Below are 13,539 nucleotides of genomic sequence, written 5' to 3' on the forward strand. Positions count from 1 at the left end.
GTCACACCCGTTCGACGAGCAGGGCGACGTGGCGGCCCTCCTCGCGCGTGAGGACGATCGTCGCGGCGTCGTCGCCCTTGAGCTTGAGTCGGGTGCGGAGCGCCGCCGGGTCGACGTCGACGCCGCGCTTCTTGATCTCGAGCGTGCCGACCCCGCGGGCGTGCAGTGCCTGGCGGAGGTGCCGCTCATCGGCGGGCAGTCGCTCGAGCACGCGGAACCCCCGCGCGAACGGGCTCGCGACCTGGCGGTCGCCCGTGAAGTAGGCGATGCCGTCGCTCAGCATCCACGCCCCGTTGGCGCGGGCGAGGTCGCCGATGAGCCGGGCGCGGATCACCGCGCCGTCGGGCTCGTAGAGGTAGTCGCCCAGCGGCCCGACCGGGGCGTCCTCGCTGTCGGCGGGGGCGACCAGCTCGTGCGCGGCATCGCCGCGGATGACGAGCGCCGCGCGGCCGACGCCGTGGCGTGCGAGCGCGCCCGTCCACACCGCGAGCTCGACGACGTCGCCGTCGACGGAGACCCACTGCGCCTCGGTCCCGGCCGGGACCACCCCGCGATCGGTGCCCGGTCCGAGCTTGACGCCCACCGGCATCCGCTCGCCCAAACCGAACGCGAAGTCGAGCGACGGCGAGTACTCCGCGGCGTCGGCGAGGCGCGTCGTGGTGCCGCCGGCGGTCGTCCGGCGAGCGGGGTCGAGCCACGCGGCGTCGACGCCGGCGAGCGAGACGTCCTCGGCGCGAGCGTGGAGCACGCGCACGCGCGGGAACGGGGTCAGGTTGAACGCCGCGATCGCCGCGGTCACCTCGTCGGCCTCGGCCGCGGTCACCTCGAGGTCGATCGCGGCGAACGCGAGCGCGTCGCCCCCGATGCCGCAGCCGAGATCGGCGACGTGGCGCAGCCCGGCGCGCGCGTACCGCCCGGCGTGCAGCGCGGCGACGCGGAGCCGGGTGGCCTGCTCGAGGCCGGCCTCGGTGAACAGCATGCGATCGGCGAACTCGCCGAACTTCGCGCGCGCGCGCGTCCGCAGTTTCGACTGGCTCAGCACGGCGGCCACGAGGCCGGGGGAGTGACCCTGCTTGCGAAGGTCGGCGACCGTCCGAACCACGTCGGCGCTGCTGGTCCAGGCGGGGAGCGAGTCGAGCAGGTCGAGGCCCTGCGGAGAGAGCAGCTGCACCAGCTCGTCGCGTTCCACGCCGCCACGCTAGCACTGCGACATACGCTGGCACTCACGTTGCACGAGTGCCAGAACAACCCTAGACTCGGGTTAGCACTCTCACTCAGAGGCTGCTAACCCCAGTCTTCGTCAAGAAAGAGGTCAACCGTGTCGGTTTCCATCAAGCCGCTCGAGGATCGCATCGTCATCAAGCAGGTCGAGGCCGAGCAGACCACCGCGTCTGGCCTGGTCATCCCCGACACCGCCAAGGAGAAGCCGCAGGAGGGCGAGGTCGTGGCCGTGGGCCCGGGCCGCATCGACGACAACGGCAACCGCGTCCCGCTCGACGTCTCGGTCGGCGACAAGGTCCTCTACTCCAAGTACGGCGGCACCGAGGTGAAGTTCGGCGGCGAGGAGTTCCTCGTGCTCTCGGCTCGCGACGTGCTGGCGGTCGTCGTCCGCTAGTCGGCACCGACATCGTCCGCGGCCCGGATGCCACTCGGCATCCGGGCCGCGTCGTGTCTCCGGTCCGCATGCGACGGCGATCGGATGTCGCGGCGCAACGCGGCGGCTGGATCTCGACGGTCGACGGCAGCCGATCCGCCGCGCTGCGTCGACGACCGCACGTAGGCTGATCCGGTGACCTCCGCACCACCGGCCACCGCGCCATCGCGAACTCCTCGGGCGGGCCTCAGCCGCGCCGGACTCGTCTACGCGGTCTCCGCCTACGCGCTGTGGGGCTTCCTCCCGATCTACTTCATCGCGCTCGCGCCCACCACGCCGGTCGAGATCGTGGCGTGGCGGATCCTGCTGTCGCTGGTGTTCTGCGGCCTGCTCATCGCGGTGACGCGCACCTGGCGGTCCTTCGCCCGGGTGCTGCGCGACCGCCGCGTGGTGCTCATCATGGGCGCGGCCGGCGCGCTCATCTTCGTCAACTGGCTCACCTACGTCTACGCGGCACTCTCCGGCCAGGTCGTCGAGGCGGCGCTCGGCTACTTCATCAACCCGATCGTGACGGTCTTCCTCGGGGTGCTCGTGCTCAGGGAGCGCCTGAACGCCGTGCAGTGGACCGCGGTGGGCATCTCGATCGTCGCCGTCGTCGTGCTCGCAGTGGGATACGGCCAGGTGCCCTGGATCGCGCTCGTGCTGGCGTTCAGCTTCGGCTTCTACGGCCTCATCAAGAAGCGCGTGGGGCCGCGGGTCGACGCCGTCTCGGGCCTGACCCTGGAGACCGCGTGGCTGGCGCCGCTCGCGGCCGTGCTGCTGGTCGTCGAGGGCGCCACGAACGGCCTCACCATGGGCGCCGAGGGCGCGTGGCACACCGTGCTGCTGCTCGCGGCGGGAGCGATCACGGCGATCCCCCTGCTGCTGTTCGCTGCGGCCTCCCGACGCCTGCCCCTCATCTACATGGGCTTCATCCAGTACTTCGCGCCGTTCATCCAGTTCCTGGTCGGCGTCGTGATCCTGCACGAGCCCATGCCGCTCGAGCGATGGATCGGCTTCGGCCTGGTCTGGATCGCGCTCGTCGTGCTGACGTTCGACCTCGTCCGGGGGGCGCGGGCAGCTCGTCGGGCATCGCTCGCGGCGCTCTGACGTCGATCGCCGGTACGGCGCCACCCCGCGATCTGGGGGTTGCGGGCACCCCGGCGGGACGGGGATTGCGTGCGCGAATTCGCGCGTGGACGCCGATTTCGTGCGTGATGGCGCATCGATGTGTCGCTGGGGTAACGATTGGCCCGGCGTTACCGGGTTGTGATCGGGATCGCTTGTTTCGGCCTGACCCGGGCAATACTGTCAAACCACTGGCGTCGCAAGGCGCTGAATTGTGTACCGATCCTTCAGTCCCAAGGAGCAACATGAGCGTATTCGCGAAGGCCACCGCCTCGCGCTCGGCTCGCGCGGCTTGGACGGGCATCGCCATCGCCGGCGTGTCCGCCCTCCTCCTCACCGCGTGCAGCACGGGCGGAACCGCCCCGGAAGAAACCGAGGAGCCGGCCGACACCGGTGACGCGCTGGCGGTCGAGGCGGGTGAGCGCGACCTCACCCTGAAGGTCGGCACCATCCTGCCGCAGAGCGGCAGCCTCGCCTTCCTCGGCCCGCCCGAGGAGGCCGGCGTGGCGCTCGCCGCGCAGGACATCAACGAGGCCGACGCCGGCATCCAGGTCGAGGTCGTGTACCGCGACTCCGGCGACACCACGACCGACATCGCGACGGTCTCGGTGACCGACCTCCTCTCGCAGGACGTCTCGGCCATCGTCGGCGCCGCATCCTCGGGTGTGTCGTTCACGGTCATCGACCAGATCACCGCCGCCGGCGTGGTCCACTTCTCCCCGGCGAACACCTCGCCCGACTTCACGGACTACGAGGACAACGGCCTGTACTTCCGTACGGCTCCGCCGGACGTGCTCCAGGGCGAGGTGCTCGGCAACCTGATCGCCGAGGACGGTGCGTCGACGCTCGGCCTGCTCGTGCTCAACGACCCGTACGGCACGGGCCTCGCCGAGTACACCAAGCAGGCGTTCGAGGCGGCAGGCGGCGAGGTCGTCGCCGAGGAGCTGTTCAACACCGGCGACTCGAGCTTCGACTCGCAGCTGTCGTCGCTGAACGCGGCGAACCCCGACGCGATCGCGGTCATCACGTTCGATGAGGCCAAGGTCGTCGTGCCGGCGCTGGTCGGCTCGGGCTACCCCGGCGACCAGCTGTACTTCGTCGACGGCAACGTCGCCGACTACAGCGCCGACTTCGCTCCCGGCCTGATCGCCGGTGCGAAGGGCACGCTGCCCGGCATCTACGTCGGCGAGGGCGACTTCCGCGAGCGTCTGCTCGAGGTCGACCCCGACCTCACCGACTTCAGCTACGCGGGTGAGTCGTACGACGCGCTCGTCCTGATCGCGCTGGCCGCATACGCAGCGAACAGCACCGAGGGCACCGACATCGGCGAGTACCTGCGCCAGGTGTCCGGTGGCTCGGGTGGCGGCGAGAAGGCCGAGAACTTCGCCGACGCCGCGGCGCTCCTCGCCGAGGGCGAGCAGGTCGACTACGACGGTCAGTCGGGTCCGATCACGCTCGACGAGAACGGTGACCCGACCGAAGCGACGGTCAGCGTCTACCAGGCGACCGAGAACAACCAGTTCGAGTTCCTCCAGTAACTCGAGCGCACGCAGAGAGGGTCCCGGCTTCGGCCGGGGCCCTTTCTCGTGCCCGCGCCGGCATGGCAGCACTGCGTGGATCATGGGATCGACTGGGCCCTGGCAGCGTGTCAGGGCGGTCGCATCGGGCCGCCGTGCGCCGGCTCATCGTCGGCAGTGGAGGACCGTCGACGCCGTCACCGCTGAGGTGCGGATGGGAGCGCACAGCGAGTGGCAGCGAACCGGTTCCGAGATGACGGACCCGCGTCACCGCACGCGTGGAAGTCACGACTCGGTCGACAAGCGATCCCCGCCATTCGACCTGCCAGGAAGCGCGATCTCACGCGCGCAGCGAGAGCACGAGGTCGTCAACCCGGTGCGAGAAGGGATGCTTACGGAGTGGAGCGGCGCGAACGGCTCCGTCCGGTGGGCATGACGAAGGGGGTGGATGCCGCAGCATCCACCCCCTTCTCGCGTGCGCCGGGCGCTACTCCTGGCCGAGCGTACCCAGGTACAGGCCGATGACCTTCGGGTCGTTGAGCAGGTCGCGACCGGCACCCTCGTAGGCGTCGCGACCTTGGTCGAGCACGTACCCGCGGTCGCAGATCTGGAGGCAGCGACGCGCGTTCTGCTCGACCATGATCGTGGTCACGCCTGCACGGTTGATCTCCTTGACCCGCAGGAATGCCTCGTCCTGCCGGACCGGGGAGAGTCCGGCCGACGGCTCGTCGAGCAGCAGGACATGCGGACCCATCATGAGGGCACGCGACATGGCCACCATCTGGCGCTCGCCACCCGAGAGCGAGCCGGCGCGCTGGCCCAGTCGCTTGCCGAGCTCCGGGAAGATCTCGGTCACGAACTCGAGACGCTCCTTCAGGCCCTTGGGCTTCTGGAAGAGGCCCATCTCGAGGTTCTCCTGGATGGTGAGCGACGGGAACACGTTGTTCGTCTGCGGCACGAAGCCGACGCCCTTCGCGACGAGCCGGTTCGCCTTGAGGTTCGTGATCTCCTCGCCCTGCAGGAAGATGCCGCCCTCGCGGACGCGCACGAGCCCGAAGATCGCCTTCAGCAGCGTCGACTTTCCGGCGCCGTTGGGGCCGATGATGCCGATCAGCTCACCCTGGCGGGCCGTGAGCGAGCACCCGTTGAGGATGTTGACGCCGGGCAGGTACCCAGCGGTGACATCGCGCACCTCGACGACCATGTCGTCCTGGGCGACCGCGGTGCCACCCGCAGGCTCGGGCGCCGCGGCCGGGACCGATTCACTGTTCGTCATCGATGAGCTCCTTCAGTGCTTCGACGTGGCCGGTGTCGGTCGCGCCGAGATCCGTGTCGTGGTGAGCGCCGAGGTAGGCGTCGATCACGGCCTGGTCCTCCATGACGGTGTGGGGGTCGCCCTCCGCCACGATCTTGCCCTCGGCCATCACGACGACCCAGTCGGCGATGTGGCGCACCATGTGCATGTCGTGCTCGACGAACAGCACCGTCATGCCCTGCGACTTCAGGTCGAGGATGTGGTCGAGCAGCGACTGCGTCAGCGCCGGGTTCACGCCGGCCATCGGCTCGTCGAGCATGACGAGCGTGGGGTCGCTCATGAGCGCCCGCGCCATCTCCAGGAGCTTGCGCTGGCCGCCCGAGAGGCTCGCGGCGTAGTCCTCCTGCTTGGCGTCGAGCTTGAAGCGTGCCAGCAGGTCCTTCGCCTTCGCCTCGATCTCGTCCTCCTGCTTGCGCCAGAGGAACGGCAGGATCGACCGGAAGAGGTTCTCGCCGGTCTGCGACTTCGCGCCGAGCTTCATGTTGTCGAGCACGGTGAGCAGGCCGAGGGCCTTGGTGAGCTGGAAGGTGCGGATCAGCCCCATGCGAGCGACCCGGTACGCCGGGACGTGCGCCAGCGACCGGCCGTCGAACTCCCACTTGCCCTCGTCGGGCTTGTCGAAGCCCGTGAGCAGGTTGAAGAACGTCGTCTTGCCGGCGCCGTTCGGGCCGATGAGCGCGGTGATCGCACCGCGGGGGATCTCGACGTGTTCGACGTCGACGGCCGTGAGGCCCCCGAACGTCCGCTTGACGCCGTCGGCGACGAGGATCGGGTCGACCTTCTTGACACCGGGTGCGGCGTCGCCGACGTGGAGGCCGGAGCTCTTGACCGGCCGGGCCGTGGGAGCGACGTTATCGGACAAAGGCCAACTCCTTCTTGTTGCCGAAGATGCCCTGCGGCCTGAAGACCACGAGCAGCATGATGCCGATGCCCACCAGGATGAAGGTGAGCTGGCCCGCCTGCACCTGCGACATGAACGGGAACCATCCGGCCTCGACGCCTCTCGCGACGAAGCCCGAGAAGAACGACAGCAGCACCCAGAAGATCATCGAGCCGACGATGGGCCCGAGGATCGTCGCGGCGCCGCCGAGCAGCAGGATGGCGTAGATGAAGAACGTGAGCGACGTCTGGTAGTTCGCCGGCACGACCGCGCGCGGCATGATGAAGATCATGCCGGCGAGCGTGCCGAAGACGCCACCGAGGATGAGGCTCTGCATCTTGTACGAGTACACGTTCTTGCCGAGCGCGCGGACGGCGTCCTCGTCCTCGCGGATGCCCTTGATCACGCGGCCCCACGGGCTGCGCATGAGCAGCCACGTGAACAGGGCCGCGAGGATCACGACGGTCCAACCGACGATCCGGATCCACCAGTCGTACGCGTTGTACGTGAAGGGGCCGAAGCCGTAGGTGCCGTCGGGGATGGGGTTCAGCGCGGCGAATCCGCCCTTGTAGCCCTGGAGGCCGCTCGCCGAGCCCGTGACGTCCTCGAACGTGTTCGTCGTGAAGATGAGCCGCAGGATCTCCGCCGCCGCGATCGTGACGATCGCGAGGTAGTCGGCTCGAAGGCGCAGCGTCGGGATACCGAGGATGAGCGCGAACACCACTGAGGCGCCGATGCCCACGAGCACCGCCGCCCACACCGGGAACCCGAAGGAGAGCGTGGAGATCGCGTAGCCGTAGGCGCCGATCGCCATGAAGCCCGCCTGGCCGAAGTTCAGCAGGCCCGTGTAGCCGAAGTGGATCGCCAGGCCGAGCGCGGCCAGCGCGTACGCGGCCGTCGTCGGGCTGATGAGCTGCTGCGACGCGTTGGAGAGGATCGCAATCCAGTCGATCATGATGGTCGCTCCTTATCCGATTCTCTCTCGGCGACCCAGGATGCCCTGCGGTCGGAACAGCAGCACGAGGATCAGCACGACGAGCGCGCCCACGTACTTCATGTCGCTCGGGAGCCACAGCGTCGAGATCTCGACGAAGAGCCCCACGATGAGCGATCCGACGAGGGCGCCGAACGCCGTGCCGAGACCGCCCAGCGTGACCGCGGCGAAGATGAGCAGCAGGATCTGGAAGCCCATGTCCCAGCTCACGCCCGGACGGAAGTACGCCCAGAGGATGCCCGCGAGGCCGGCGAGCACGGCACCGATCACCCAGACGATGCGGATGACGCGGTCGACGTCGATCCCGCTCGCCGCGGCGAGCGGCGCGTTGTCGGACACGGCGCGCGTGGCCTTGCCGATCCGCGTCCGGAGCAGGAAGTAGGCCACCGCGAGCAGCACCACGACCGAGGTCGCCATGCTGACCACGTCGATCCACGAGAGCGTGATCGGGCCGAGGCGGATGTCCGAGGGGAGCGTGGCACCCGGCAGCTGGCGCGTCGCCCCGCCGTAGAAGAACTGGTACGTGTACCGGATCGCGAGCGAGAGGCCGATGCTGACGATCATGAGCGGGATCAACGCGACCCCGCGCCGTCGCAGCGGTTTCCAGAGCGCTGCGTCGAGCGTCCATCCGAGCGCGCCCGAGAGCACGAGCGAGATGATCAGCGCGAGCCAGACCGGGAGCGCGAGATCGACGCCGAAGGTCAGCATCATCAACGCGCCGAACGTGACCATCTCGGCGTGTGCGAAGTTCGACAGCCCGGTGGTTCCGAAGATGAGCGACAGGCCGATCGCGGCGAGCGCGAGCAGGAGGCCGAAGTTCAGGCCGTTCACGAGCCGGATGAGGATCTGTGCGCCGATGTCGGTCGTGACGCGTTGCCCTTCGCCGAGGAAGAAGTTCACGGCCTTGCGGTTGGTCAGGCCGAACTCCGCCTCGACACTCGACTGGCCGTCCTCGACGACGACGCCCTCGGGGAGGGTGTCCTCGTTCAGCGAGATCTCGTAGGCGGCCTTCTCGGGTACGCCGAGGGTCCAGCGACCATCGGCGTCCGTCTCGGTGGTCGCCTCGTATCCGTTGCCCTCGACCGTGATCTCGACGCCTTCGAGGGGTTCATCCTCGAACTGGACGTTCCCGGTGAAGAAGTACTCGAACTCCTCCTCGGCCGCCGTGTCCGTACCCCCTTCGTCCGCCAACGCAGGGGACGCTGCGATGCCGGACAGAGTGAGTGCGGAGACGAGGAGTCCGAAGAGGAGGAGCCACCTCCCGCGAGATCGTGTGGGGACTGTTCGCGTGGGTTCCACTGCACCTCCAAAGATCCCGACCGGGGGTAACGATCGGGTCCGGCTTCCTGACGACGACGTCGTCGACAGTACGTGCCGATTATGTCCCAAGTGTTTCACCTGGGCTCACGATCGGCCCTCGATTGTTATCCGGGGAATGCCGTGCGCGCAAACTCGCTTAAACTCTCTGTACCGCATCGACGCGTCGTGCCCCGCGATCCGCGGTGCGCGCGGGGCGATCGAGCACGACACGACACGAAGGGGCGACATGGATCAGGCCGATCCGTTCGGATTCACGGGACTCACCTACGACGACGTCCTCCTGCTGCCGGGACACACCGACGTGATCCCGAGCGAGGCCGACACGAGTTCGCACCTGACGAAGCGAATCACGGTCGCCACCCCGCTTCTCTCCGCGGCGATGGACACCGTCACCGAGGCCCGCATGGCGATCGCCATGGCGCGCCAGGGCGGTATCGGCATCCTGCACCGCAACCTCTCGATCGCAGAGCAGGCCGACATGGTCGACCGCGTGAAGCGCAGCGAGTCGGGCATGGTCTCGAACCCGGTGACCACGACGCCCGATGCCACCGTGGCCGAGGTCGACGAGCTGTGCGCGACCTACCGGGTCTCGGGCCTGCCCGTCGTCGACGACGACGGCATCCTCGTCGGCATCATCACCAACCGCGATATGCGCTTCGTCTCCGACTTCGAGAAGCAGAGCACCAAGGTGGTCGACGTCATGACGAAGATGCCGCTCATCACCGGCCGCGTCGGCATGGACCCCGACGAGGCGGTCGCGATCTTCGCGCAGCACAAGGTCGAGAAGCTCCCGCTCGTCGACGACCGGGGCCGGCTCACCGGGCTGATCACCGTGAAGGACTTCGACAAGTCCGAGCAGTACCCGAACGCGACGAAGGACGCCGAGGGGCGCCTGCGGGTCGGTGCGGCGATGGGCTTCTTCGGCGACGCGTGGGAGCGCGCCGAGGCGCTGCGCGACGCGGGCGTCGACGTGCTGGTCGTCGACACGGCGAACGGCGAGTCCGCAGGCGTGCTCGACATCATCCGCCGGCTCAAGGCCGACCCGGCGTTCGCGCACATCGACGTGATCGGCGGCAACGTCGCGACCTTCGAGGGCGCGAAGGCGCTCGTCGATGCCGGGGCCGATGCCGTCAAGGTGGGCGTGGGTCCGGGCTCGATCTGCACCACGCGCGTGGTGGCGGGCGTGGGCGTGCCCCAGATCACCGCGGTGTACGAGGCGTCGAAGGCCACCAGGCCCGCCGGCGTGCCGCTCATCGCCGACGGCGGCCTGCAGTTCTCGGGCGACATCGCGAAGGCGCTCGTCGCCGGTGCCGACACCGTCATGCTCGGGTCGCTGCTCGCGGGCACTGCCGAGAGCCCCGGCGACCTGGTGTTCCAGAACGGCAAGCAGTACAAGGCCTACCGCGGCATGGGCTCGCTCGGCGCGCTGCAGACCCGCGGCAAGAAGACGTCGTACTCGAAGGACCGGTACTTCCAGGCCGACGTGCCGAGCGACGAGAAGCTCATCCCCGAGGGCATCGAGGGCCAGGTGCCCTACCGCGGGCCGGTGTCGGCGGTGGCGTACCAGCTCGTCGGCGGCCTGCGGCAGTCGATGTTCTACGTCGGCGCGCGCACCGTCGCCGAGCTCAAGGCGAAGGGCCGCTTCGTGCGGATCACGCCGGCCGGCCTGAAGGAGTCGCATCCGCACGACGTGCAGTTCGTCGTCGAGGCGCCGAACTACACGCGGTAGCGTCAGCGCGCGTCCGCGAGCCGCGTGATCGCCTCCGAGAGCACCTCGGGCGAGCACGCGAGGTTGAGTCGCGCGTGCCCACGACCGGCCTCCGCGCCGAATCCGGGCCCCGACGCGAGGGCGACGCGCGCCTGCGCGAGCGCACGTTCGGCGGGGTCGTCGCCCCACCCGAGCGCGGAGAGGTCGAGCCAGGCGAGGTAGCTGGCGTCGGGCATCCGGTACCGCACGCCGGGCAGGAGGTCGGCGAGCAGGTCGACGAGCAGCCGCCGGTTGTCGTCGATCGAGGCGAGCACGCCGTCGAGCCAGTACGCGCCGTGGCGGAACGCGGCGATGGACGCGATCGCGCCGAACTGCCCCATCCGCCATTCGACCTCGTAGGGGAGCTTCGCCCGGACGTCGTCGCCCCGCTCGCTCGCGGTCAGGATCATCGCGGCCTTGAGCCCGGCCAGGTTGAACGCCTTCGACGCGGCGGTGATCGCGATCCCGTGCTCCCGCGCGGCATCCGACACGGTGAGGAAGGGCACGTACGGCGAGCCGGGCTGGGCGAGCGGCCCGTGCACCTCGTCGGAGACGATCGCGACGCCGAAGCGGGCGGCGAGGTCGGCGAGGGCCGCGAGGTCGTCGCGCGAGTGCACGTGCCCGACGGGGTTGTGCGGGTTGCAGAGCACCATGGCGCGCGCCCCGTCGGCGAACGCGGCCTCGATGCCGGCGAGGTCGAGCGACCACCCGTCGTCGATGCCGCCGGCGAGGGGCACCTCGAGCACCGTCGCGCCGGCCTCGGTGACCAGGTCGAAGAACGGCGGGTAGATCGGCGGGTTGATGATCACGCGGTCGCCCGGCTCGACGACTCTGCGCAGGACCTCGACGATGCCCATGCTGACGTCGGCCGTGCAGGTGACCCGGCCCGGGTCGGGCTCCCAGCCCAGGCGCTGTGCGGCGAACTCGGCGAACGCCTCGGCGACGGGGCGGCTGCCGCGGTTGTAGCCCGTGTCCGAGCGGCGGACCGCGACGTGCAGCGCCTCGGCGATCGGCTCGGCCAGCGGGTAGTCCATCTCGGCGACGGGCAGCGGCAGCACGTCGGGGTCGTAACTCGTCCACTTGGCGCTCGTGCGCGTTCGGAGCAGGTCGATCGGGTCGGCGGCGACGCGGTGCATGCCTCCAGCCTGCCGCAGTCGCGCTCGCCGCGACACCCGTCCAGGGGGCGGATGTCGCGGGCGTGTCGCGGCGCGCCATCCGCCTGTGTAGTCTGGTCGGCTGCCCATCGGGCGCCGCGGCGCAGGCCGCGAACGCAGAACGGATCGGACGCATGGGGTTCATCGACGTCAACGGCGTCTCGTTCTCGCTGCCCGACGGCCGACCGTTGCTGACCGACCTCGCCTTCCGGGTCACCGAGGGCCGCACGACCGCGCTCATCGGGCAGAACGGCGCGGGCAAGACGACGCTGCTCCGCATCATCCGCGGTGACCTGCGGCCCGACGAGGGCAGCGTGCAGGTCGATGGCGGGCTCGGCGTGATGGACCAGTTCGTGGGCCGCGGCGAGGTGGTCGACGGCGTCGACCGCACCGTGCACGGGCTGCTCGTCTCGGTGGCCCCGACGCGCGTGCGTGCGGCGGCGATCGAGCTCGAGCAGGCCGAGAACGCGCTCATCGAGACGGATGACACGGCCGCCCAGATGCGGTACGCGTCGGCGCTCGCCGAGTACGCCGAGGCCGGCGGCTACGACCAGGAGGTCGTCTGGGACCACTGCACCATGGCGGCGCTCGGCGTTCCGTTCGAGCGCGCGAAGTGGCGCGAGCTCACGACACTCTCGGGGGGCGAGCAGAAGCGGCTCGCGCTCGAGGCGCTGCTGCGCGGGCCCGAGCAGGTGCTGCTGCTCGACGAGCCGGACAACTCGCTCGACGTTCCCGGGAAGCGCTGGCTCGAGCAGCAGCTGCGCGCGACGCCGAAGACCGTGCTGCTCGTGTCGCACGACCGCGAGCTGCTCGCGCGCGCCGCCGACCGCATCGTCACGCTCGAGGCAGGTGCGGCGGGCAGCACCGCGTGGGTGCACGGCGGCAGCTTCCGCGGCTACCACGCCGCCCGCGAGGAGCGCTTCGCGCGGCTCGACGAGCTGCGCCGCCGATGGGACGAGCAGCACGCCCAGCTGAAGCAGCTCGTGCAGACCCTCAAGCTCAAGGCGACGTACAACGACGGCATGGCGTCGCGCTACCAGGCCGCCGTGACGCGCCTGCGCAAGTTCGAGGAGGCCGGCCCGCCCGAGGAGCGACCGCCCGACCAGGCCGTCTCGATGCGGCTCCGGGGCGCGCGCACGGGCAAGCGCGCGGTGGTCTGCGAGGGGCTCGAGCTCACCGGGCTCATGCGGCCGTTCGACCTCGAGGTCTGGTACGGCGACCGCGTCGCGGTGCTGGGCTCGAACGGATCGGGCAAGTCGCACTTCCTGCGCCTGCTCGCGGGCGGCGGCAGCGATCCCGATCCTGCGAAGGGGCACGTGACGGATGTCGGTGCGACGCTGGTGCACGTCCCGCACGAGGGGTCGGCGACGCTCGGCGCCCGCATCGTGCCCGGCTGGTTCGCGCAGGGCCACGAACTGCCGGGGCTGCGCGGCCGCACGCTGCTCGAGATCCTGCACCGCGGCGACGCGAACCGCGAGGGGATGGCGCGCGAGGCCGCCAGCTCGGCCCTCGACCGCTACGGGCTCGCGGGCTCGGCGCTGCAGCGCTTCGAATCGCTGTCGGGCGGGCAGCAGGCGCGCCTGCAGATCCTCCTCCTGGAGCTGTCGGGTGCGACCCTGCTGCTGCTCGACGAACCGACCGACAACCTCGACCTCGTCTCGGCGGAGGCGCTCGAGGAGGCGCTCGCGCGATTCGACGGCACCGTGCTCGCGGTCACGCACGATCGCTGGTTCACGCGCTCGTTCGACCGGTTCCTCGTGTTCCGGTCGGACGGCGAGGTGGTCGAGACCGACGCACCGGTGTTCGACGAGGCGCGCGTGGCCCGCGTCCGCTGAGCAGCGGGCGGTCCGC

11 protein-coding genes are annotated in these 13,539 nt (G+C 70.0%); 5 read left to right on the plus strand and 6 right to left on the minus strand.

Annotated features, from left to right (window positions below; translation table 11 throughout):
* Position 1: 1 nt before the first annotated feature.
* Positions 2 to 1,189 carry an SAM-dependent methyltransferase gene (locus ACFQ58_RS06055; protein ID WP_376950130.1) on the minus strand — a complete coding sequence of 396 codons (1,188 nt, stop codon included), beginning with the start codon at positions 1,187 to 1,189 and terminating at the stop codon, positions 2 to 4.
* Positions 1,190 to 1,318: 129 nt separating this feature from the next.
* Between ACFQ58_RS06055 and groES the strand changes: the two genes are divergently transcribed.
* From groES to ACFQ58_RS06070, 3 genes are all read left to right on the plus strand, one after another.
* A complete protein-coding gene (gene groES, locus ACFQ58_RS06060; RefSeq protein WP_092668611.1) occupies positions 1,319 to 1,615 on the plus strand; it encodes a co-chaperone GroES in 297 nt (98 codons plus the stop codon).
* Between the two features lie 174 nt (positions 1,616 to 1,789).
* On the plus strand, positions 1,790 to 2,743 hold the full coding sequence (rarD, locus tag ACFQ58_RS06065; protein ID WP_376950131.1) for an EamA family transporter RarD: 954 nt from the start codon (positions 1,790 to 1,792) through the stop codon (positions 2,741 to 2,743).
* A 263-nt stretch (positions 2,744 to 3,006) separates the two neighbouring features.
* Entirely contained in the window at positions 3,007 to 4,299 is a 1,293-nt protein-coding gene (locus ACFQ58_RS06070) for an ABC transporter substrate-binding protein (protein WP_376950132.1), read from the plus strand.
* A 466-nt stretch (positions 4,300 to 4,765) separates the two neighbouring features.
* On the opposite strand, the gene ACFQ58_RS06075 is transcribed toward ACFQ58_RS06070, so the two are convergent.
* From ACFQ58_RS06075 to ACFQ58_RS06090, 4 genes are read right to left on the minus strand one after another with little or no spacing between them, the layout of a single operon-like run.
* Positions 4,766 to 5,554: an ABC transporter ATP-binding protein gene (locus ACFQ58_RS06075; RefSeq protein WP_376950133.1), complete on the minus strand. Its 789-nt coding sequence runs from the start codon at positions 5,552 to 5,554 to the stop codon at positions 4,766 to 4,768.
* Positions 5,541 to 6,455: an ABC transporter ATP-binding protein gene (locus ACFQ58_RS06080; RefSeq protein ID WP_376950134.1), complete on the minus strand. Its 915-nt coding sequence runs from the start codon at positions 6,453 to 6,455 to the stop codon at positions 5,541 to 5,543. Before ACFQ58_RS06080 ends, ACFQ58_RS06075 begins: the two co-directional genes overlap by 14 nt.
* Positions 6,445 to 7,425, minus strand: coding sequence for a branched-chain amino acid ABC transporter permease (locus ACFQ58_RS06085; RefSeq protein WP_376950347.1), 981 nt, complete (start codon positions 7,423 to 7,425; stop codon positions 6,445 to 6,447). Before ACFQ58_RS06085 ends, ACFQ58_RS06080 begins: the two co-directional genes overlap by 11 nt.
* A 15-nt stretch (positions 7,426 to 7,440) precedes the next feature.
* Positions 7,441 to 8,658 (minus strand): branched-chain amino acid ABC transporter permease, encoded by a 1,218-nt coding sequence (locus ACFQ58_RS06090; RefSeq protein ID WP_376950135.1) that lies wholly within the window; start codon positions 8,656 to 8,658, stop codon positions 7,441 to 7,443.
* A 355-nt stretch (positions 8,659 to 9,013) separates the two neighbouring features.
* On the opposite strand from ACFQ58_RS06090, the gene guaB reads away from it, so the two are divergent.
* A complete protein-coding gene (guaB, locus tag ACFQ58_RS06095) occupies positions 9,014 to 10,516 on the plus strand; it encodes an IMP dehydrogenase (RefSeq protein WP_376950136.1) in 1,503 nt (500 codons plus the stop codon).
* Positions 10,517 to 10,518: 2 nt separating this feature from the next.
* Here guaB and ACFQ58_RS06100 read toward each other — a convergent pair whose 3' ends face one another.
* On the minus strand, positions 10,519 to 11,670 hold the full coding sequence (locus tag ACFQ58_RS06100) for a MalY/PatB family protein (RefSeq protein ID WP_376950137.1): 1,152 nt from the start codon (positions 11,668 to 11,670) through the stop codon (positions 10,519 to 10,521).
* Between the two features lie 152 nt (positions 11,671 to 11,822).
* Here ACFQ58_RS06100 and ACFQ58_RS06105 point away from each other — a divergent pair, with 152 nt between their 5' ends.
* Positions 11,823 to 13,523: an ABC-F family ATP-binding cassette domain-containing protein gene (locus ACFQ58_RS06105; RefSeq protein ID WP_376950138.1), complete on the plus strand. Its 1,701-nt coding sequence runs from the start codon at positions 11,823 to 11,825 to the stop codon at positions 13,521 to 13,523.
* Positions 13,524 to 13,539 lie beyond the last annotated feature (16 nt).

The organism is Agromyces sp. NPDC056523 (genome assembly GCF_042794545.1).
Taxonomy (GTDB): Bacteria; Actinomycetota; Actinomycetes; order Actinomycetales; family Microbacteriaceae; genus Agromyces.

Excerpts from the sequence above, each read along its gene's own strand:
- ACFQ58_RS06075 (WP_376950133.1), bottom strand. The coding sequence starts at position 5,554 with ATGACGAACAGTGAATCGGTCCCGGCCGCGGCGCCCGAGCCTGCGGGT.
- ACFQ58_RS06100 (WP_376950137.1), bottom strand. The coding sequence starts at position 11,670 with ATGCACCGCGTCGCCGCCGACCCGATCGACCTGCTCCGAACGCGCACG.
- guaB (WP_376950136.1), top strand. The coding sequence starts at position 9,014 with ATGGATCAGGCCGATCCGTTCGGATTCACGGGACTCACCTACGACGAC.
- ACFQ58_RS06105 (WP_376950138.1), top strand. The coding sequence starts at position 11,823 with ATGGGGTTCATCGACGTCAACGGCGTCTCGTTCTCGCTGCCCGACGGC.
- ACFQ58_RS06070 (WP_376950132.1), top strand. The coding sequence starts at position 3,007 with ATGAGCGTATTCGCGAAGGCCACCGCCTCGCGCTCGGCTCGCGCGGCT.